Genomic DNA, 21,370 nt, shown 5'->3' with positions numbered 1-21,370 from the left:
TCTTCCAGTCCAAAGAGCTCAGAGACAAGTACCCGTTTAAAGAGTGATTCCCGATCCAGTTCTGAAGCAAGTGCAATGATCTTCTCTCCTTCCTTGTCGTAAATGTCCCATGCCCGGTCCCATGAGATGACACTGTTTAGGAGAGGAAACATCAAATGTTTGCCTAAAAAGCGTTTGGCAGGTGATATGCCCTCTCCAGATTTCCCAAGGTCGGTAATGATATTTTGTGAATCTTCTTCAAGCATACTGCTTCCTTTTTTTTGTCAGTATAGAATATTTGGAGGATCCGGTGTATAAGAAACGATGCTATTTATATCGGTTTTCTTCCCTGTACTGTTTTGGTGTACTTTTACAATATTTTTTAAACTGAACGATGAACCATGAAGCGGTACTGTAGCCGCAGTCGCATGCTATCTGCGTAATGCTCTTGTCCGTGGTCGCAAGAAGGAATCTGGCTTTTTCCATACGCTTTTTGTCGATCCAGGTCTTGGGCGTTTCCCGGAAATGTTTCTGAAACTGCCTGTGAAACTGTGAGGGCGACATCCGCATTAACTGCTGCATATCTCTTACGGTGTATAGGATGTCGATGTTCTCTTCAAGAATGTACCGCATACGTTCTTTAGATGTTTGCAGGATATGTTGGAAAAAAGTATCCATTTGTGCAGTAAAAGAGTGGTAGAACTCCAAAAGAAGCAACTCGAACTTCAGCTTTAAAAGAGCGCTGTGATACGCTTTTTTCTGATGCAGGGTAGAGATTATGGAGTCCAGAAACGGCGAAACATGATCATGTTTCGCATAATTGACAACCTTGATATGGTGAGCCTTGCAATGGGGATGTATGCTGTATTTTTTCAGAAACTCTATGATGTAACGGTCATCGAAAAAAAAGGTAAGTGATCTATAGTCATTGGAATTACGGTTGGTAAAGTAATTCCCCTGAGCGAAGAAGATGGCATGGTCTTTTTCAATTTTAAAGTTTCGGCCATTCATTTGAACCTCTTTGTGCCCCGATTGAATAAGTGTCAACCCATGCATGGTGTTTCTTACCAGTACTTTGCCGGTGTGGGAATGCATCCTTTCAATGTAAAGGTTGTCATCAAGCTGCATGAGTGTCGGTTCTTTTTTCTCAATGAGATAATTGGGGATAGTGACTGTCATAAGGTCAATTATAGCGTTTTGTGTGATAGAATGACAAGAAAAAGGCTTGTAGATAGAATGCAGTTGGAAAATATAGTCCCTTGGGGACGCAGCAAAAAAGAGTATATGGAAATGTTCGATCTTACGCAGGGGGATATCTTGAACAAAAAGATACTCGGATGCGGTGACGGGCCGTCGAGTTTCAATACGGAAGTGGACTATGACGACGGCAGTGTGGTCTCCATCGACCCGCTGTATGCCTACAGCAAAAAAGAGATCATGCAGCGCATAGATGAGGTGGCAGGCGAGGTGATAGATCAGGTCAGGGCCAATGAAGACCATTTCGTCTGGAAGAACATTCCGGATCTGGAGTCGCTTGAGCACATACGCATCGAAGCGATGATGGAGTTTCTGATGGATTATGAGGATGGGAAAGAGGAGGGCAGGTACATCAATGCGTCTTTGCCGGAGCTTCCCTTTGAAGAGGGGAGTTTCGACCTGGCTCTGAGTTCGCACTTCCTTTTTCTTTACAGTGAGCACATGGATGAAGCCTTTCATAAAGAGGGCATCGATGAGATGCTTCGGGTCGCCAAAGAGGTACGCATTTTCCCTCTTTTGACCCTGACGAACGAAAGATCACCTCATATTGATACTGTCATCAGGCATCTTCAGGAGCAGGGCTGTCATACGGAGATCGTCAGGACCGGGTACGAGTTCCAAAAAGGGGCCAACGAGATGCTGAAGATCACGAGAGCGTAGAGAGAAGGAATAGATGATGTACGAACCGGAACCCCGCATAGACACACAATTGACAGCCGAAGAGCTGAACGACCTTTACAAGGCCAAGATGATCCTGGAAAATCCCGGCTTTGCCATGAAGGTAGCCGGTTACATAGGGAAGCCCATAGAGTTCGCCATCGACAAGATAGACTCTGAAACGCTTAACCAGGCGACTTCGAAAGCCCTGGGCAAAGCACTGGATATCGCCATAGGCAGTCTGAATGAAGAGAACGGTACGCCCCCTTCAAACCTGAAGCACAAGGTACTGGCAGGCGGCAGCGGTGCAGTGGGCGGTTTTTTCGGTCTGTCGGCACTGGCCATAGAACTGCCCGTTTCCACGACCATCATGCTGCGGAGCATAGCCGATGTGGCACAGTCCCAGCAGCATGACCTGAACGATATGGAGACCAGGCTCGCCTGCCTGGAAGTCTTTTCTCTGGGAAGTACGAAGAGCAGTGATGACGATGCCGGTGAAAGTGCCTACTTTGCAGCGCGTGCCACACTGGCGTTTGAGATGAGAGCTGCGCTGCAGAGTGTCTCGCACATGAGCAGCCAAGCCATACAGGATGCCCTTGCCAAAGGCCAGATGCCCATACTCATCAAATTCATCAATACCATTGCGTCGCGTTTCGGCATTGTGGTGTCGGAAAAAATGGCGGCACAGACTATTCCTCTCGTAGGCGCCGCGGGCGGCACGGCGCTCAACCTGATGTTCATCGACCATTTTCAGGATATGGCGGAGGGGCACTTCACCGTGAAGCGGCTGGAGAAGAAGTATGGCAGCGGGAAGATAGAATCGCTCTATAAAAGCCTTGTCCTGCAGGGCTGACAGGGGACAGAGATGCTGAAAAAAGTTAGTTGTATTAACATAGAACACCAAGCCATTTTCAAAAATGCAACTTTGATTGCATATCATGCACCCACTTGAAAATGAAGTCGATGTCCTGCTTGATACTGCAACAAAAGCAAAGATCGTCAAACTGCTCAAGAAAGATTATGTCAAGACAGACAAAGAGACACTGCTGAAAACATTTAACGAATCGTAGCTACAGCCTCGTTTCACGGAGCATCTGCTCCATCTACATCTACATCTCAATAATCTTACCCCCTTTTTTTTCATCCCGGATCATGTGATAAACCACACACAGGTGACTATTTCAGAATTCAGATTAATTTTTCGGTAATGAAAGTATGCTATAACACGGCTTTATTTTTATGATAAGAGGTATTTAAGATGAATAGACGTGATGCAATCAAGCAGAGTGCCAAAATGCTGTTACTGGCATCTGCAGCAACAGATAGTGTTTTGGCAGGAGAAAAGAAAGAAACTTCCGGCAGTGTATCACGCATGCCTTTGGAAAAAAATGCCCCACACATTGTGGTTGTCGGCGGTGGTTGGGCAGGACTCTCTTTTGCCAAGCACATCAAAGAGTATGTACCTGATGCAGCAGTGACACTGGTAGAGAAGCGGGACATATTCGTCTCCTGCCCTGTCAGTAATGCCTGGCTGGTCGATATGGTCGATATGGATTTCCTGACCCACAGTTTTATTGATGCGTCCAATAATGGAAACTACACATATCTGCAGGCTGAAGCGACAGACCTTGCCAGTCAACACAATGTACTGCAAACCACAAAAGGTGCATTGCATTATGACTATCTTGTTTTTGCTACAGGCATTGAATATGACTACTACAACTGGTGCAAGGACAATCCCGCGCTTGAAACAAGACTGAGACGGGAGTATCCGGCAGCATTCATACCCGGCTCTGAACACTTGACACTGAAACGAAAAATAGAACGTTTCAAAGGCGGCAACTTTATTCTTACCGTACCGAATGGAAACTATCGGTGTCTTGCTGCCCCCTATGAACGTGCCTGTCTTTTGGCAGACCACATTAAACGGCATAAAATAGACGGTAAAGTCATTGTTCTGGATGCAAATAATACTGTGACTATCAAAGAAGAGGGATATTTGAGTGCGTTTAAAGATCTTTATGCCAAAGAACTTGTCTATATGCCGGAATCAAAGATTGATACGATCGATCTGGATAAAAAAATTATAGAAACAGAGTTTGATGAGATACCGTTTGAAGATATGAGTTTTTACCCCAATGTACGTGCACCGAAGCTTCTGGAAAAACTGGGGCTGACTACACAAACACCCTATAACCGTATTGAAGCAAATCTGGATGTGTACACTAACCGTTTTAAAGGACACAGAAATATATTCGGCTGTGGAGATATCCGTCCGATGGGTTTTTCAAAATCAGGAAATACAGCCTATACAGAAGGTGAAAATGTCGCCCGCATGGTCGCTGAAGATATCCACCATAAAAAGATGACATGGGTTTCTCCCACAACATTTTGTGTTTCAGTCATCTCTAAAAAACCAAAATATGAAATGACACTGGTCTCAACGTACAAATATGGAGAACACGGAGAGACGGAATTTGCCAGTTCTGCAACTGATGAAGCATGGAAAACAAATGGGCTTGGAAAAGCCAATGCCCAGTTTTCCTGGGCACAGTCCATGTATGACAATATGTTTTATGTTTAGGCTTTTTTGATGACAGGATTTTAAATGCAACGCGCATACTGTCTTGACTGTACGGGTAAATATGCGGGGCTGTTTGCAGTGGTAAAGAGAAGCAGGGATGCGCATAAAAGTAAAAAATCAGTTTGTTCTGATAATGCTAAAATAAATCTCTAATGATGTTGATATTGGAGACTAGCATCATCAAGCACTTTATAAAAATACATTTTTTAGGTAGAATTATCCCAGATGGATACTGTAATGTATCAAAAATGGGGGATATTCATGGCAAAAAAACTCTTTTTTATGATAGGTGCGGCACTTTTTGCAGGGGTGCTGGGCTTTAAACTTTTTGGACTGACGGAGTTACAGTCTCTCTTTGTCGGTCTCCTGGCAGCGGTTCCGTTTGTGCTGATCTCCGGTAAACCTGCCCGTGTATCCGCAAGCACTTCCCCGAAGAAAAAAGAAGAACCGTTGCCATGCACAGACGAGTACCGGCTGCTGGAAAAAAAGTTCAAGGCTGTTTCTGAAAAAGCCGAGAAGCTCGAATATGAAAAGAAAACGACCGAGATGTTCCTTGCCAGTATGTCACATGAGATCCGTACCCCGCTGAACGGGATCATCGGTTTGACTGAAGTACTTGACGGTATGGACCTGAACGAAGAACAGAAAGAATTTGTTTCAATGATACGGGAGAGTTCCAACAACCTCCGTGTGATCGTCAATGATGTGCTTGAAGTTTCCAAACTCAATGCCGGCAAGATGGAGCTTGAGAGTATTGCTTTTTACCTTGCTTTCAAGATCAAAGCATCGGTTGGTCTTTTTATGCCAAAGATCAAAGAGAAAGAGATAGCGCTCAATACTTTTGTCAATCCAAAGATACCGCAGCAGGTCGTGGGTGATCCTACACGTTTGTCACAGGTACTCAATAACCTGATCAGCAATGCATTGAAATTTACTCCCAAAGGCGGGAAGATCAGCATCACATCGGAATTTATCGGTCGGGAGGGAGACAATATACGTTTAAAGATCTCTGTGAGCGATTCAGGTATAGGTTTGAGCAAAGCACAGCAGAAAAAGATATTTGAAGCGTATTCCCAGGCGAGTGCAAGTACGACCAGAAAATCGGGTGGAACAGGACTGGGGCTTACCATATCAAGAAAGATCATCCACTCCATGGGCGGAGAGCTTGCCGTAGAGAGCGAAGAGGGCAAAGGCGCAACATTCTACTTTACCATTACGCTGAAGGAAGCACCGGCTTCGGCGGTGGAGACCGAAGTTCTGCCGGAAGAGTTTGCCGAAATCCCGGTGGAAAAACCCGCAGTTGAAACACCTGTCAGGGAGCTTCAGGTACTGGTGGCAGAAGACAATCCCATCAACCAGAAACTCATTCAGGTCGTCCTGAAGAAAATGGGCCTGAAAGTGACACTGGCCGACAATGGTGAGAAAGCTGTGGAAGCGCGCAGGGCAAACCATTACGATATGATCTTCATGGATATCCAGATGCCGGTCATGGGCGGTGTGGAAGCAACGCATGAAATACTGGCTTACGAAAAAGAGCAGGGTATACCGCATATTCCCATCATTGCGCTGACAGCCAATGCCCTTTCGGGAGACAAAGAAAAGTATATGAACGAAGGAATGGATGACTACACGACCAAACCCCTGGATGTAAAGTCCATTGAAAAGCTGGTGGATAAATACTGTCGAGGGTAAAAGAATTCCGGAAAAGTTTGATATTGAATTGTGGTGTAATACTGATTTCAAGAATTGGATTATTTTGTTCAATTAAGACGAATTTGTTTTTATGTTATAATAATTGTATGAAAAAAAGATTGGATCAGATCATCAGTATTATTGGCAGATTGGGTAGAAAATATGAAAAAGAAGGTTTTGAAATTGTCGGAATATTCGGTTCTTATGCACGCAAAAATGCAAATGAGCATAGTGATATAGATATTGCCTATAAGTTGGACTTTCCTCTTTTTGACCAAAAGTACAAGGGAGGATTTGCAAAACTGCTTCGCATAGAAGAAATTCAAAAAGAATTGCAGCATATACTCCAGATTAAAGTAGATCTCTCTCCCATTGATACACCTAATAAAAAATTTTATGAAGAATTAAAAAAAGATATTATTTATGTCTGATCCAAAATTACGACTTGAAAAAATCATAGAAAGTATAGAAGATATTAATTATATTTTACAAGAATTTGATGTAAAAATCACCGAAGCTATTGACAACAAGATTATTAAACCTGCGATTCGAATGCATTTGGTAAAAATAGCAGAGCAGTTCTCAAAATTGAAAGATGAAAATGCTTTTAAAGTGCTTGAACAATTTTCAGATACTGACTTACGTGGCATCAATGCAGTCAGAAACTATATTGCACATGATTATGACAGTGTAGATGATCATATTATTGAGGATGTGATCAGGTTTGATTTACCAAATATAAAAAAAGATGCTGTAAGTATTCTACTTCAATTGAAAGATCAATAAATGCTTATCCAAATAAGCAGATACAATGATCGCTATAGTTGCAATTTTTCAAAAATGATGCGGGGCAAGGCATAAGCCTTGCCGCGGCAGATCACTTGAGTGCTTTTTTCAGCTGTCTTTCGATGACGCCGGGTGTGCTGGAGATCTTCATGAATTCACCCAATGAAAGGAGCGGGTAGGAAATAGCGAGATAGTATTTTGCATGGAGTGCATAGACTTTGCCGTTTTCGATGAGAACGGTGTAGGGAAGGACCAGGGCCTTGTCTTCACCGATGGTCTCGATGAACTTTTCCGAAGCTTTGGACATTTTTATGCCCACAAGCACAGCACCGTTTGGCAGCTTGAGTGTAAAAAGTGTTTTTTTGCCCTTGACACCGCTCTTGTCAAATTTCAGCATATCTTCATAGTATGGCATGGAAAGTGCATAGTGGTATTTTGCAATTGAACCGCTGTCAAGTACGTCTTGCGTCGGTTTGAGTGAACCAAGCGCCTTTGCAATGGATGCTTTGACACTTTTGGCTGTACCGGTACTGTAATCTTTTTGTAAAAAAGCTTTGAGCCAGTATTCGGGATTGGTGACACGGACGGTTTTGGTCTTGTTGTCTATCAGTACCCGTTCTACGGCAGCGAATCCACGCAGTTTTTTTGCGGCAGCACTTTTGAGTTTTGCATTGGTGAAAACAAGTACTTTCAGGTAGCTTTTGCTTGCCGGAGAGTAGCTTGAAAGTACGGTAAAACCGGCTTTCTGCAGCTTGGATTTGACAGCCGATGCCGAAGCATACGGTGCATCATAGTAGGCAGAAACCTTGCCTGCCTGAAGGGAGAGCGTTGCAAAGAAAAAGAGTGCGATCGCTACAGAGAATTTGAAGAGTGTTTTTGACATGGAACATTCCTTTTAAAAGATTAGTAATCATATTGTATATAAATAAGATTAAAAATTATTTTATCATAATGTTTTTTAATGATATGCCTATTTGTCCAAAATAACGGTTTTGAGAAAGTCAAAAGTAAGTAATCGTTACAATACACTATGCAGATACCTCAAATACTTTATAGCATTTCATCCGTATTGCAGACACATGGTGCCAGGGCCGTACTCGTTGGCGGAGCTGTGCGTGATGCCGTCATGAACCTGCCGGTAAAGGATTATGACATTGAAGTGTACGGCATAGCGGATTTTGAGGCACTTGCACATTTGCTTGAACCCTTTGGCCGTGTCAACACAGTGGGTAAAAGTTTCGGCGTGCTCAAACTGTGCATCGGCGGGGAAGTGTATGATTTTGCTCTGCCGCGTACAGAAAGAAAAACAGGAACAGGGCACTGCGGGTTTGAAGTGACGGTCGACGGATCGCTTGACTTTGCAACGGCGGCAAGACGGCGGGACTTTACAGTAAATGCGCTTGGTTTCGACCTTCAGAGCGGTGAGATCATAGACCCTTTCGGCGGAATGGATGATATGGGGAAGAAGATATTGCGGCATATTGACGATGCAACGTTCGCAGAAGACCCGCTGCGGGTGTATCGTGCGGTACAGTTTGCCGCCCGGTTTGATATGCAGGTTGCCGGAGAAACGGCCATGCTGTGCAGACGAATGGTCGCAGCCGGGGCATTGGACGAACTTCCCAGAGAACGGGTGTACGAAGAATGGAAAAAACTGCTGCTCAAAGCGCACAGGCCCTCAGAGGGCTTTGATCTGATGCGTGAATGGGGTATTACAAAAAAATATTTTCCCGAACTGCATGCTCTTTCTTGTGTACCGCAGAATCCCAAATGGCACCCGGAAGGGGATGTATGGGTACATACGATGCTGAGTATAGATGCTATGAGGAAGCTCATAGAGGATAAATCGGTATTGGATGGTGAGCGTGTATCGTTCCCTGAAAAAAAGCAGTTAAAGCTTATGTTTGCAGTGCTGTGCCATGATTTGGGCAAGCCGTTGGCAACAACCATCGAATATGATAATGGTGAAGTTATCAGGTGGGAAGCGTATCAACCTACGATCGTATCACGAGAAACGAAGACAGGTATGCCTTACTCGGTCAGGGCGCTTGGCCATGAAGAGGCCGGTCTTGAACCTACCCGGAATTTGATGTACCGCCTGACAGATGAACATGATTTTATAGAGAGTATTCTGCCTCTAATAGCGCATCATCTCAAGCCCTCGCAGTTCTACAAACAGGGTGCCAAAGCATCTGCCGTACGCAGGCTGGCTGTCAAAGTGAATATTGAAGAACTGGTACTGGTAGCCAAAGCGGATTTTTTGGGGCGGACAACGCCGGAAGCCAAAACAGGACGGTATGCTGCGGGAGAGTGGCTGTTGGAAAAAGCCAAAGCATTGAAGGTTTGGAATAAGCCGATGAACCATCTCATGCAGGGCAGGGATCTTATCGCACTGGGGATGAAACCTTCACCGAAATTTGGAGAAATCCTGGATGACGTATATGAAAAACAGCTTGACGGTGAGATAGCTTCCAAAAAAGATGCTATAGCATACATTAGAGAAGAATTTCAACATAATAATTAATCTCGGATAAATTTTTATATTTTTTTGTTATACTGTTTCATCAAGGAAACATAAGGGTATATCTGTTGAAATGGTATGAGAGTGTCAAAGCCAAACTGATCGGTTTTTTTGTTCTGGTCAGTATCCTTTTTCTTGTTTTTATGGTTTCTGCTTTTTCTGTTGTCAAAGAAGGGCGTGTCACCGAAAATGCCATTCAGGAAGCCACTTCTGCCTCTGCCGGTATCATCGAAGAGATCAAAACAACACAGCTCAAGATGGAAGAAAGTGTGATCATTCTGGCTTCGATCACAAAAGATCAATGTGAGAATACGATCGTATCGGTCAATATGGTACGCGATCTTCTAAGCGCGATCAACGATGAACATATCGTGAGCGGAGGGGTATGGTTCGAGCCTTATGCCATAGATAATGCAAAAGCAAACAACCTTCTTTTTTTCAATCGTGACAGCAACGGCCGTTTTTCACGCCTTTTGAACTATGCAGGAAAGATACCGACAGACTACCGAAAAATGGAATTTTATGTTCTGGGAAAGTCGCTCAAGCCGGGGGAAGCTTTCTGGACAAAGGTCTATAAAGACCCTGTGACCCAAATAGATATGATGACGATCGTATCTCCCATCTACAGGGGTAAAACGTTTTTGGGTGTTGCAAGTATTGATATGCAGATCGGGCACTATGGCAAGAAAATGAAACTGCCCGATCAGGGATATCTTGTCATTCTGGATCGGGCGGGGACGTTTATTTTTAAATCCAAACGGGTTGACAAATATGTCAAAGAAGACAATATTTACAAAATGAAACCGAATAAATCCGTTGCGGCAGTGCTCCGCTATATTAAAAATATACTCAAACAGCAGAAAAATACTTTGCGCTACGATACATCGCTGGCAAGCAAACTTGACAAGGCAAGTCCGTACATTGACAAAGCGGATGCACGGGAAATATCTTCACTTCTGCATCAGAAAAAAAACACGATGCTCACCGAAGTCCATTTTATGGAAGATGACCCGATTCTGAAAGAAGACAGCATTTTGGCAGTTTTTTATTTTCCCGATACGGAATGGACCCTGGTGGTCGGTCTTTCCGAAAAGAAGATTTTGGCGAAATTCAACTATATTTACCTGATCATCATCATTATTACCGTGATCATGACGATCATAGCGACACTGATCGGCTATTTTGTACTGAAACGGTATTTTGTACATCCCATTGAATCGATCAATGAACAGCTTCAGAACAGTATACAGGAAGACGGCCATTACCGTTTTCTGGAGTGTCAGGACAAAGGGGAGATCGGCCAGCTTGTATACAATCTCAATTCGAGGACTTTGGCACTTGAAGATGCACAACGAAGGGAAAAAGAGGAAATTCAGAAACGTGTCACCAATGAGAAACTGCTGATACAGCAGTCGAAAATGGCAGCGATGGGTGAAATGATGGATGCCGTGGCACATCAGTGGAAACAGCCGCTGAATGCGTTGAGCATGTACAGTGAGATCATACGCCTTGACTTCGAAGAGGGGATGGTAGATCAGAAATATGTGGATGAGTTCAGGGATAATCTGCAGGTACAGATAGGGCATATGATCGATACACTCGATGAATTCAGGACCTTTTTCCGTCCCAATAAAGAACATGAGGATTTTACCGTCTCGGAAGTGATCGCATCTGTCCTTTTTCTGACAAAAGATGAATTTCTCAAAAACAGGATCACGGTCACGGTAGAGAAAGAAAAGGAAATAACACTGCATGGGTCCAGGAACGAGTTTAAACATTTGATCCTCAACCTGCTTAACAATGCAAAAGATGCCTTCAACGATAATCATATTGAGGAAAAACGGACTATTGTCATTCGTCTGCTGGAGGATGAAAGGGGAAAACGCATAGAAGTAGAGGACAATGCCGGAGGGATCCCCGAAGATGTTCTGCCCGATATTTTCAAAGCCAATGTGACGACGAAAGAAGAAGGCAAGGGAACCGGTATCGGCCTCTATATGAGTATGCAGATCGCCGAAAAATACGATGCGGAACTCAGTGCCGAAAATGTAAAGGGCGGTGCCCGTTTCACCCTTCTCTTTACAAAAAGATCAGCAATATGATCAGAGTACGTTGACCCAGAAAAGGTTGGCGATCGTAACGATAAGAAGAATGCCTGCAATATTGAATATGAATCCGTAGGCAGCCATTGTTTTGATCTTGATCACACCGGAACTCATGGCAATGGCGTTAGGCGGTGTGGCGATGGGCAGCATGAAAGCGTAAGAGGCACAGATGGTTGCTACAAGCATAATGAGGGTAGCGCTGAAAGCCGTCTGTTCGGCCACTTCATAGAGAATGGGAAGCATAATGGAAATAAGTGCCGTATTGCTGGTGATTTCGGTGGTAAACGTGACCATTGCGGCGATGACCAGAATAAAAAAGAGCAGCGGCATGTGGGCGAAGTGTATGAGATAGTCGGCGATGACCGTAGCCATATCCGTTTCGGTAAAAGCCCGTGCAATGGCAAACCCGGCACCAAAAAGGAACATGATGCGGTAGGGAATGTTGTCTTTGTCTTCCATCCAGTCGAGAATGGAAAAAGGAGGCATAAAAAGCAGCAGGCCTGCAGAGAGAAGGATGCCGGGCTCACTCAGTCCCAGTCCGTTGTAGAAGGGTTTGACCGGAGCATTGATCAGCAGCATTGTAATGAGCCCTACAATGATATAGAGTACTTTTTTCTGGCTGCCGGTGAGAGGATCGCGTTTCAGGTCGGTTTGAATATGGGTATCTTTCAGTCCGAGGCTCAGTACGAACCCTACGACAAGGAACATTACGAGCACAAGCGGCGATACGAGGTAGACCCATTTGGCAAAAGGGATCGCAGGTATGTTCATTTCTTCCATGATCCCCAGAAGGATGAGGTTGGGAGGGGTTCCGATGGGTGTCAGAATGCCGCCTATGCTTGCCCCGTAGGCAATGCCGAGAGCCAGACGCATTTTGAGTTTGACATTTTCAGTCAGAAAGAGTGCAATGGGCAGCAGAAGCAGGGTGGTGGTGGTGTTGGAAAGTACGGAACTGAGGAGCCCCGAAGTAATGATCAGTGCAAAGATGATACCCCTCGTAGAACTCGGAAAAAGTGCGAGCATCCGGTTGGCAATGACTTTATGCAGGCCGGTTTTTTCCACGGCAATGGCAATAAGGAAGCCTCCGAGAAAAAGATAGATAATAGGATTGGCATAGTTGATGGCGGTTGCTTTGGTGGTAAGTATGCCTGCCGCAGGAAAGAGAACGATAGGCAGCAGCGAAACCACGGCAAGAGGCAGCCCTTCATTGGTCCAGAGTGTGACCATCAGGACGATAATAGCGACCATGGAAGACTGGGCAAAGGTAAAGAAGGGATACATCCCGGCAAAGGCAAGTATTCCGAAAAACAGGGCAAGTACAATTTTTTTTGTTTGTTCCGACTTGGTCATATAGCTAATCCTTCCTCAGTATTTTCGTGAAATAACATTGAAATTATATATAATTATAGTAGAATTAAATAAGAAGTTTAAGAGGAAGAGGGATGCCACATCATTATAAAAAGACCATACAGAAGCACTGGCAGCAGTTTGCAGTCCTGATCTTAGGGCTGATCCTCTGGTATCTGCCTACCCCAACAGGCCTTGAAACGCAGGCATGGCATCTGTTTGTTATTTTTATCTCCGCGATTTTTGCCGTGATCATCAATGCCATGCCGATCTTCACTTCTTCCATTCTCGCGCTGGCAGCTGTGGTACTGACAGGTACATTGACGACAAAGCAGGCATACAGCGGTTTTTCGGAAGATTTCATCCTGCTGATTATCGTTGCTTTTCTGATAGCACGGGGTGTCATCAAGTCGGGGCTGGGAAAACGGATCGCTTTTTTGATCATCAGGAAGTTCGGTACTTCGAGTCTGAAGCTGGGCTATTCCATTGTCGCGGCAGATATGTTCATTTCCCCTGCATTTCCGAGCAATACGGCAAGATCGGGCGTGCTTTTTCCCATCGTGAACGCATTGGCGGCAGACAGCGGTTCCAAGGTTTCTGACGGTTCGCGAAAAAAGATCGGTTCGTTCCTGATGATGACATCCATGGCCGGCCTGACACTCTCCTCCACACTCTGGCTGACCGCCATGGCAGCCAACCCTGCCGGTGCAAAGATGGCCAAAGAAGTGGGCATCGATATTTCATACGGCTCCTGGGCGCTTGCCGCATCGGTACCGGTCCTGATACTCTATTTCCTTGTTCCCTGGGTGATCTTCAAGCTCTATCCTCCCGAGATCAAAGAGACACCCGAAGCACCGCAGATCGCACAGGAAGCACTTGAGAAGATGGGACCGGTACACAAAAACGAGTGGATCATGGCGGGTACGTTCATAGGGATGGTACTGCTCTGGGTCATGTCGGGCAGCTGGGGGCTGGACAAGACAGCGGTCGCTTTTCTCGGACTGGGTATTTTGATGCTGACCAACATTTTTACCCTTGAAGACCTCAGAGGAGAAGGAAATGCACTGGGAACACTGGTCTGGTTCGCCATTCTGTATGCGATGAGTAAATACCTCAATGAACTGGGCTTCATGGGCTGGGTAGGCGAGCATATTTCGGCAAGTGTAGAGGGCTTCTCCTGGCCGGTCGTCTATGTCTCCCTGATCGTCGGATATGTCCTGATACACTATTTCTTCGTTTCACAGACGGCGCAGATGCTGGCACTCTTCTCCGTTTTCCTCGGGGTGGCGATGAAAGCGGGGGTTCCGGCTGAACTGATGGCATTCATGCTGCTGTTCGCCACCAACTTCAATGCGGTCATTACCCCTCAGGGCTCTTCGGCAAACGTCATCTATACGGGAAGCGGCTACATTGAAGCGGGTGAGGTGTACAAAGTAGGCGGTATCGTTACGGCACTCAATACCCTGGTTTTTCTGACTGTCGGAACAGCGTGGATCATGATGATTAGTTAAAAGACTTCAATGAAAGTTTAAAAAAATGATATAGGTATGCAAACCATGAACCAAAGAAATTTTTACACATTCCTGCAAAAACACATCCTTCTGATGATAGGGCTTTCCCTTTTGCCGGGTTTGGCCTATATCGGCCTTGCGTGGCTGAACGGTATCGCAACACCGGCATTCATCTGGTATGTACTTGTTATTGCAGTATCGCTGTGGGGCTATTCTCTTTACCGGCAGTACAACCCTGAACATATGCTTTCGGATGCGCTGAATCGCTGGTATATGAAGATGATGATCTTCTTTTACATCATCTTTGCACTATGGTCGCTGGTCTTTGTACTGTATGCGCCTGCCGTGAAAAGCCATTTGAACTATATTGCCATCTTTACCCAGCTGGGTGCGGCGGTCGTGGCTTCGACACTGCTGATTTCGGACAAGCGCCTCTTTTTCCCTGTTCTGGTAATACTGATGCTGCCGCTGGTGATCTATTTTATGCTGATCGGAGAGTGGTACGGCTATGTCCTGTCTGTATTTGCGACGGTCCTCTGGGGTGTACTGCTGTATGCTTCGGACAAGAGCTATCAGCTGCTTCAGGAGAACTATTATCAGGCGCAGCACGATTCACTTACCGGTCTTTTCAACCGCCGTTATTTTGTCGATTATATGGATCAGCTGATCAAAAGGGTGCAGTATTCCCAAAAATTCGCCTATATCCTGCTGATCGACCTTGACCACTTTAAAACGATCAATGATACGCTGGGACATGAGGTCGGGGACAAAGTACTCATCGAAGTGGCGAGACGTATCGAAGCATACTGCGGTGAGAACCATGTCATATCCCGCCTCGGAGGAGATGAGTTCACTATTGTAAGCGGCGAATTCGAAGAGATGCTGCATTGCAGGGAATTTTCCCAGGATTTTGCCGAAAAACTGCTGCAGCGCCTGAAAGAGCCTTATGTGATCGACCGGCACCACCTTTACTTGAGCGCCAGCATCGGAGTGAACGGGATCGGCCGAAAATCATCAGAAGCGAGACACTTCATCAAAGAGGCGGATATTGCCATGTATGAAGCCAAGGCACAGGGCCGTGACGGCATTATCGTCTTTAACGAAGCTTTGGCAAAAAGAGTGGAATATCACCTCGAACTGGAGAGAAGACTCTACTTCGCACTGGAACACAATGAAATAGATTTGAGATACCAGCCTCAAATGAACAGCCGCAAAGAACTCATAGGCTGTGAAGTGCTGGTACGGTGGAAAAATGAAAAATTCGGATTTGTACCCCCTTCGGAATTCATTGGCATTGCGGAAAAAACAGGATTGATCATTGAACTGGGGGGTTACATTATGGAAGAATCCTTCAAAACCCTGAAAGCCTGGAATGAACAGGGTATCGTTCTGGAGCAATTCTCCATCAATCTGTCCGTCCGGCAGTTCTTCCATGCAGATTTTCTTGTACAGGTCGAAGCGCTTACCGAAAAATATCTCACAGACCGGACAAGGAAGCTGATTGTTTTTGAAGTGACAGAAACGATCATTATTGAAGATATGTACAAGATCATCGCCATTATGAACAAACTGAGGCGTATCGGGATCGCTTTTTCAATGGATGATTTCGGTACGGGGTATTCTTCTTTGGGGTCGCTGCGCCAAATGCCTATTGATGAATTGAAGGTCGACCGCTCTTTTGTAAGTCATATTAGCAAATATGAGTCAGACAAGCTGATGATCACCACCATTTTGGCCATGGCAAAAATATTTGACCTTAAAACAGTGGCTGAAGGCGTGGAGAACGAGGAACAGTTTGAATTTCTGAAAGACAACGGATGCAATGTATTTCAGGGATTCTATTTTTCCAAACCATTGGAGCAAAAAGCATTTGAACGGTATTATCTGAACAACAGGGAACAGCGTCGTATAGAAATCAATGAGGAACATGAATGACTGACGCGACTTGACATTTTCGTACCTATCTGATATGATTAAAGAAACTTTAGTCTGTATCTATAAAGGTTAAGAGAAAAGGAGTCAGGATGACTTATCAGAACAATCAAATGAAATATTATAAAATATCAGAAGAGAAAGAACGTATTGTCTGTCTGCTGTGCCAGCACTACTGTCAGCTTAAAGAGGGGCAGGTAGGCATTTGCGGGGTCAACAAAAACGAGAATGGAGCATTGAAAAACCTTGTGTACGGGCATCCCGTAGCACTCAATGTCGACCCGGTCGAAAAGAAGCCGCTTTACCATGTGCTGCCCGGCAGTAAAGCACTTTCTTTCGGAACGGTAGGATGCAACTTCAAATGTCCCTTCTGCCAGAACTGGGATATTTCCCAGGAGACCCATGTCAACAAACAGATAGAAGTCAGTCCCGAAAAGATGGTAGATCTGGCCTTTGAACATGGGGCATCCTCTATTGCCTATACCTACAATGAACCCACTATTTTCTATCCGTATGCCAAAGATATCGGTGTGATCGCACGGGAGAGGGGCTTGAAAAACCTCTTTGTAAGCAACGGATTTGAATCTGCCGAGATCATCAAAGATATGCCAAGCTGGCTTGATGCCGCCAATATCGACCTTAAGAGCTGGGATGATGCCTATTACAAAAAAGTGCTCAAAGGCGGCCTTGAAGGGGTAAAAGAGACACTCAGAAGAATGGTGGGCGAAGGTATCTGGGTGGAAGTGACCACACTGATCATTCCCGGAGAGAACGACAGCGACAAAGACTTGCAGGAAATGGCAGCGTTCATCGCGAACGATTTGGGAAAACATGTACCGTGGCATCTGAGCGCTTTTCATCCGGACTATAAAATGCAGGACCATCAGGCTACAGGGCTTGCGACACTTGAGCGTGCCAAAAAAATAGGCGAGGAAGCCGGCCTGTACTATATTTACCTCGGCAATGTACCGGTGCACGGAGACACGTACTGTCCCGACTGCGGCGAGCTGCTGATAGACAGAACGGGATATTCCGTAACAGTCAACAGACTGGAGGAGGGACACTGTCCGAAATGTAAAAGAGAAATTGAAGGAGTATGGAAATGAGTACAAGAGAAACAGCGGTAGCCGGACAGTTCTATCCGTCCGATCCCCATGAAATCAAAAAGATGTTCGAGCATTACAACCGTATCGTCGAGGAGCATCTTGCAAATGAAGCGTTGCTGCACCTGAAGCCAAGAGCGGTCATTGTACCGCATGCAGGGTATGTCTATTCGGCGTTCACGGCCAATATCGCTATGCGCCTTCTGGCCAATACCAGAGCCAAAAGAGTCGTGGTGATCGGACCGAGCCACCGTGTCTATCTGAAAGGAACGAGTATCTCCGACTACGATACGTACAATACACCGCTGGGTACACTGCCCATTGACAGAGAACTGGTAGAGACACTGAAGACACGGTTTGCCCTCTCTTTCATCCCCGATGCGCATCATGAACACAGTACGGAGGTACAGATACCCTTCGTGAAAACGTATGATGCAGAAGCTTCGGTCGTGGAACTTGTCTATGGCGAGGAAGATCCGAACAGACTGGCAGAAGTGATCGACTACCTGCTGGACGATCCCGAAACAGTCGTCGTGATCAGTACAGACCTGAGTCATTACTACAATATCAAAAAGGCGGAAAAACTTGACAGCATCTGCATGGATGCCGTGCAGAAACTCGATCCGCTGAAACTGCATCAGGGATGTGAAGCTTGTGGAAAAATAGGCGTGGAAGCAATGCTGATAGCGGCTCGGAAACACAACCTTGAGCCGGTGCTTCTCGATTACCGTACGAGTGCCGATGCCAGCGGTGACACTTCTCAGGTCGTAGGCTATATGAGTGCAGCATTTGTCTGAGAAAAAAATGACGAACCGGAGCAGGACAGAGGCTATCATGCTGCAATTCGCCGAGGAAAGCGGATTGACGAACCCGGGAAAAAGTCCGAAACGCTATTTGTGGACAGATGCTTTTGCCGTATGCAATTTTCTCGGACTTTATCTGGAAACCGAAGAGGCGCGTTACAAAGAACTTGCTCTGGCACTGGTGGCACAGGTACACCGGGTACTGGGGTGCTATGCCGAAAATGATCCGCGCGAAGGCAGAATAAGCGGCCTTTCGGAAGAAGAGGGCAGAAAACACCCTACCGCAGGAGGGCTTCGCATCGGCAAGCCTCTTCCCGAGCGGGGGAAAGAAATGCCCTATGATGCGCAGACAGAATGGGACAGGGACGGGCAGTATTTCCATTATCTGACCAAATGGATGCATGCACTCTCCCGTGTCACGCAGGTGACCGGTGATCCCGTCTATAACCGCTGGGCTATCGAACTTGCCCAAAGTGTGCATGCAAAGTTCACTTATTTCGATGAAAGTATTCATCGCAAACGGCTGGTATGGAAAATGAGTGTCGATCTGAGCCGGACACTGGTCCCGTCCATGGGGCAGCACGATGCACTGGATGCCTGGATCGTTTATAGCGAACTGCAGGCCGTTGCCCGTACCGCTGCATCGGACGGACCATGGCCCGATCTGCATACCCAGATAGAAGAAGCCGGAAAGATATCCGAACTGAACAGTATGCTTACTGACGATCCGCTGGGGCTTGGCGGCCTGCTCAGTGATGTCTGCCTGTGTCTGCAGGTCAGACCTGAAGCAAAAGAACTGGTACACAGAATACTGCAAAGTGCCACAGAGGGAATGCGGCTCTATGGGGAAGGGGAAAACAGGCTGGACTATCCCGCGGAGTACAGACTGGCATTCAGGGAACTCGGGCTGGCCATCGGACTCAAAGCGCTTGAAAGTGCCGCACCTTTAGTCGCTGAGGAACCGCTGTTCCGGTCTGTCCGTCGATATGATGTTCTTGCAGGAGAGATCATCCGTTTCTGGACAGAAAAGGCCCATCAGCAAAACAGTGTGTGGCTGGAACATAAAGAGATCAACAGTGTGATGCTGGCAACGGCACTGTCACCCGAAGGGTACCATGCGCTGAAGACAGGAGAGTAAAGCAGAATGAAAAATAAAGAAGCACTTGTCAATGCTATGATCACAGGAGGGGCGCTGCGCTCACCACACATCATAAAGGCATTTGAAACCATAGACAGAAAATATTTTGTACCGGAAGATTTTGCGGAGCATATATATGTGGATGCACCGCTTCCCATAGGAAAAGACCAGACCATTTCCCAGCCTTCCACGGTCGCTTTCATGCTTGAACTGCTTGGTGTACAGGAGGGAGACCGTGTACTGGATATCGGTTCGGGTTCAGGCTGGACAACCGCACTGCTTTGCGCCATTGTCGGAGGGAAAGGCAGAGTAAAAGGTATGGAAAGGGTGGATGAACTGGTTGTACAGGGGCAGAAGAACCTTGCACAGTTCCATTTTGGCAGCTTTTGCAGCATTCAAAAAGCAGGAGAGCACCTGGGTATTCCCGGTGAAACATTTGACAAAATACTTGTTTCAGCCAGTGCCGATGAAATCCCGGAAGAACTTTTCGGACAGCTCAAGACAGGAGGGGTACTGGTCATCCCGGTACGCAATTCCATCTTTCGCTTCAGAAAGATTTCGCCAGAGCAGGTTTCCCGGGAAGAGTTCCCCGGTTTCCGTTTTGTCCCGCTGATCTACTGAATTATCTGACCGCCTGTGCGATCTTGTAGATTGCCATACCGTAGTTGCTGCTGGCATTGTAGCGTGTCAGTATGCGGAAATTCTTTGCCCCCAGCCAGAGTTCATCCCGGGTTCTGTTAGGCAGCCTGATAAGCGACGCGCTGCGGTAAGGGTAGCGGCCCGCAGGCGTGACACCGTGTTTCTTCAGTGTCCGGAGCGTGTAGTCCGTTCGATAGCCTGTTCGCAAGCCTCTGAACCTGCTGCCGCTGTAGCGGGCGCTGACAGCGACGGTATCGCCTTTTTTCCAACCGTGTGCATGCATGAATTTGGCGATGCTTCCTATGCAGTCATCCATATCCCATACACTGGCCCCGTCCCCGTCAAAATCATGGTTGAACCTGCGCGCCATGGAAGGTACCTGCTGTATGCAGCCCATGGCACCGGCAAACGAGCCTTGAAGCCTGGTAATGTCATAGTGTTTTTCCCGCGCAAACAAAAAGAGGTGTTTGAGTTCATTTTTGAAGAACTTTTGCATACGGTTTCTGTGAAAGGCCAGGGTAGACAGGGCATCGAGTATATTGTAATCTCCCGTATAGGTGCCGAAGCGGCTCTCCACACCGAGAAACCCGACGATATAATCCATATCTACATGGTAGATGCGTGCGGCTTTTTTGAGTGTGCCGAGATGCTTCTGCTTGAATCTGCGTGCATTTTGGAAGGTCTCTTCATTGACGACATGCAGTTTGAAGCGTTCCCAGCTGCCTACAGTGGAGTTTTTTTTGAATTTTCCGGTGTAGCGTGCCAGTGTATCCCTGTCGAACCTGGCGTGCCTGAATACTTTGACCAGATAGGCTTCACTGAAGCCGTAGCGGGTGTGCATCATTTGGATGAAGTTCCGGACATCGGGTTTGGAAAGGTAGTCATATCTGACAGGCGGACGGTCATCATTTGCCCTACTGAAAAGCGGGATCAGAACGATGAGTAAAAGCAGTGCAAATCTTTTCATGGCTATGCTCCTATATTATTTAGTATTAAAAGGGCGTCCCGGTAAATGGGTTCGTCTATAAAGCCGTACCGGTCATCCATGAAGCCGTTCCGGTTTCGGGCTGTGTTGGTTTCAAAAACCGCCTTGATATAGCGGGCTCTCTCTATGTCTTGGGTATCGATGCTGAAAACGGCATTGGCGATCTCTGTCTGTTTGGGTCCCATGCACGCCTTGCCCTCGAAGCCCATCTTCTTTTCGTGCTCGCACCAGGCTTTGAAGGTTTTCGTGTCATGGTACTCCTGGAACATGAAAGAGAGGGGGAATATGCCGGCCGTTCTGGCATCCACTAGAAACTTTGAAAGAATGTAGT

20 protein-coding genes and 1 pseudogene are annotated in these 21,370 nt (G+C 46.3%); 15 read left to right on the top strand and 6 right to left on the bottom strand.

From position 1 onward, the window contains the following. The coding region (locus tag F8L24_RS03305) for a hypothetical protein (RefSeq protein WP_294951719.1) at positions 1 to 245 on the bottom strand (245 nt) is incomplete at its 3' end. Positions 246 to 306: 61 nt separating this feature from the next. Then, the gene (locus F8L24_RS03300; protein WP_294951717.1) at positions 307 to 1,158 is read right to left on the bottom strand and encodes an AraC family transcriptional regulator; all 852 of its coding nucleotides are present in this window, start codon (positions 1,156 to 1,158) and stop codon (positions 307 to 309) included. A 57-nt stretch (positions 1,159 to 1,215) separates the two neighbouring features. On the opposite strand from F8L24_RS03300, the gene F8L24_RS03295 reads away from it, so the two are divergent. The 7 genes from F8L24_RS03295 (at position 1,216) to F8L24_RS03265 (ending at position 6,955) form a co-directional block, all read left to right on the top strand. Beyond that, complete coding sequence (locus F8L24_RS03295) at positions 1,216 to 1,896, top strand: class I SAM-dependent methyltransferase (protein ID WP_294951715.1); 681 nt, start codon at positions 1,216 to 1,218, stop codon at positions 1,894 to 1,896. Positions 1,897 to 1,912: 16 nt separating this feature from the next. Next, a complete protein-coding gene (locus tag F8L24_RS03290; RefSeq protein ID WP_294951713.1) occupies positions 1,913 to 2,746 on the top strand; it encodes an EcsC family protein in 834 nt (277 codons plus the stop codon). 85 nt (positions 2,747 to 2,831) lie between these two features. Next, entirely contained in the window at positions 2,832 to 2,963 is a 132-nt protein-coding gene (locus F8L24_RS03285) for a hypothetical protein (RefSeq protein ID WP_294951711.1), read from the top strand. 188 nt (positions 2,964 to 3,151) lie between these two features. Beyond that, on the top strand, positions 3,152 to 4,477 hold the full coding sequence (locus tag F8L24_RS03280; RefSeq protein WP_294951709.1) for an FAD/NAD(P)-binding oxidoreductase: 1,326 nt from the start codon (positions 3,152 to 3,154) through the stop codon (positions 4,475 to 4,477). Positions 4,478 to 4,738: 261 nt separating this feature from the next. Next, positions 4,739 to 6,169 carry an ATP-binding protein gene (locus F8L24_RS03275; RefSeq protein WP_294951707.1) on the top strand — a complete coding sequence of 477 codons (1,431 nt, stop codon included), beginning with the start codon at positions 4,739 to 4,741 and terminating at the stop codon, positions 6,167 to 6,169. A gap of 107 nt (positions 6,170 to 6,276) precedes the next feature. Then, the gene (locus F8L24_RS03270) at positions 6,277 to 6,600 is read left to right on the top strand and encodes a nucleotidyltransferase domain-containing protein (protein ID WP_294951705.1); all 324 of its coding nucleotides are present in this window, start codon (positions 6,277 to 6,279) and stop codon (positions 6,598 to 6,600) included. Beyond that, positions 6,593 to 6,955: a HepT-like ribonuclease domain-containing protein gene (locus tag F8L24_RS03265; protein ID WP_294951703.1), complete on the top strand. Its 363-nt coding sequence runs from the start codon at positions 6,593 to 6,595 to the stop codon at positions 6,953 to 6,955. The genes F8L24_RS03270 and F8L24_RS03265 overlap by 8 nt, the downstream gene beginning before the upstream one ends. 91 nt (positions 6,956 to 7,046) lie before the next feature. Here the strand turns inward: F8L24_RS03265 and F8L24_RS03260 are convergent, their stop codons facing one another. Further along, positions 7,047 to 7,838, bottom strand: coding sequence for a hypothetical protein (locus tag F8L24_RS03260; protein ID WP_294951701.1), 792 nt, complete (start codon positions 7,836 to 7,838; stop codon positions 7,047 to 7,049). Positions 7,839 to 8,024: 186 nt separating this feature from the next. Here F8L24_RS03260 and F8L24_RS03255 point away from each other — a divergent pair, with 186 nt between their 5' ends. Together F8L24_RS03255 and F8L24_RS03250 are read left to right on the top strand one after the other, a co-directional pair. Further along, positions 8,025 to 9,479, top strand: coding sequence for an HD domain-containing protein (locus F8L24_RS03255; protein WP_294951699.1), 1,455 nt, complete (start codon positions 8,025 to 8,027; stop codon positions 9,477 to 9,479). Between the two features lie 65 nt (positions 9,480 to 9,544). Then, positions 9,545 to 11,578 (top strand): ATP-binding protein, encoded by a 2,034-nt coding sequence (locus F8L24_RS03250; RefSeq protein ID WP_294951697.1) that lies wholly within the window; start codon positions 9,545 to 9,547, stop codon positions 11,576 to 11,578. On the opposite strand, the gene F8L24_RS03245 is transcribed toward F8L24_RS03250, so the two are convergent. Next, entirely contained in the window at positions 11,579 to 12,931 is a 1,353-nt protein-coding gene (locus tag F8L24_RS03245; RefSeq protein WP_294951695.1) for a DASS family sodium-coupled anion symporter, read from the bottom strand. A 92-nt stretch (positions 12,932 to 13,023) separates the two neighbouring features. Between F8L24_RS03245 and F8L24_RS03240 the strand changes: the two genes are divergently transcribed. The 6 genes from F8L24_RS03240 to F8L24_RS03215 all read left to right on the top strand — a co-directional run bounded on the left by F8L24_RS03240 (position 13,024) and on the right by F8L24_RS03215 (position 20,036). Further along, positions 13,024 to 14,439: a DASS family sodium-coupled anion symporter gene (locus F8L24_RS03240; RefSeq protein ID WP_294951693.1), complete on the top strand. Its 1,416-nt coding sequence runs from the start codon at positions 13,024 to 13,026 to the stop codon at positions 14,437 to 14,439. 45 nt (positions 14,440 to 14,484) lie between these two features. Then, positions 14,485 to 16,374: an EAL domain-containing protein gene (locus tag F8L24_RS03235; protein WP_294951691.1), complete on the top strand. Its 1,890-nt coding sequence runs from the start codon at positions 14,485 to 14,487 to the stop codon at positions 16,372 to 16,374. Between the two features lie 89 nt (positions 16,375 to 16,463). After that, complete coding sequence (gene amrS / locus F8L24_RS03230) at positions 16,464 to 17,477, top strand: AmmeMemoRadiSam system radical SAM enzyme (RefSeq protein ID WP_294951689.1); 1,014 nt, start codon at positions 16,464 to 16,466, stop codon at positions 17,475 to 17,477. Then, positions 17,474 to 18,271 (top strand): AmmeMemoRadiSam system protein B, encoded by a 798-nt coding sequence (gene amrB, locus F8L24_RS03225; RefSeq protein ID WP_294951687.1) that lies wholly within the window; start codon positions 17,474 to 17,476, stop codon positions 18,269 to 18,271. Before amrS ends, amrB begins: the two co-directional genes overlap by 4 nt. Further along, positions 18,255 to 19,415, top strand: coding sequence for a hypothetical protein (locus F8L24_RS03220; RefSeq protein ID WP_294951685.1), 1,161 nt, complete (start codon positions 18,255 to 18,257; stop codon positions 19,413 to 19,415). The genes amrB and F8L24_RS03220 overlap by 17 nt, the downstream gene beginning before the upstream one ends. A 6-nt stretch (positions 19,416 to 19,421) precedes the next feature. After that, positions 19,422 to 20,036, top strand: a complete 615-nt coding sequence (locus F8L24_RS03215; RefSeq protein ID WP_294951683.1) for a class I SAM-dependent methyltransferase — start codon at positions 19,422 to 19,424, stop codon at positions 20,034 to 20,036. A 1-nt stretch (position 20,037) separates the two neighbouring features. Here the strand turns inward: F8L24_RS03215 and F8L24_RS03210 are convergent, their stop codons facing one another. Further along, positions 20,038 to 21,021, bottom strand: coding sequence for a lytic murein transglycosylase (locus tag F8L24_RS03210; protein WP_294951682.1), 984 nt, complete (start codon positions 21,019 to 21,021; stop codon positions 20,038 to 20,040). A 2-nt stretch (positions 21,022 to 21,023) separates the two neighbouring features. Next, a pseudogene (locus tag F8L24_RS03205) lies at positions 21,024 to 21,370 on the bottom strand (CoA ester lyase); the annotation flags it as partial.

It is taken from the genome of Sulfurovum sp., assembly GCF_015493435.1.
Taxonomy (GTDB): Bacteria; Campylobacterota; Campylobacteria; order Campylobacterales; family Sulfurovaceae; genus Sulfurovum.
This window is presented reverse-complemented; position numbering and strand designations above follow the sequence as displayed.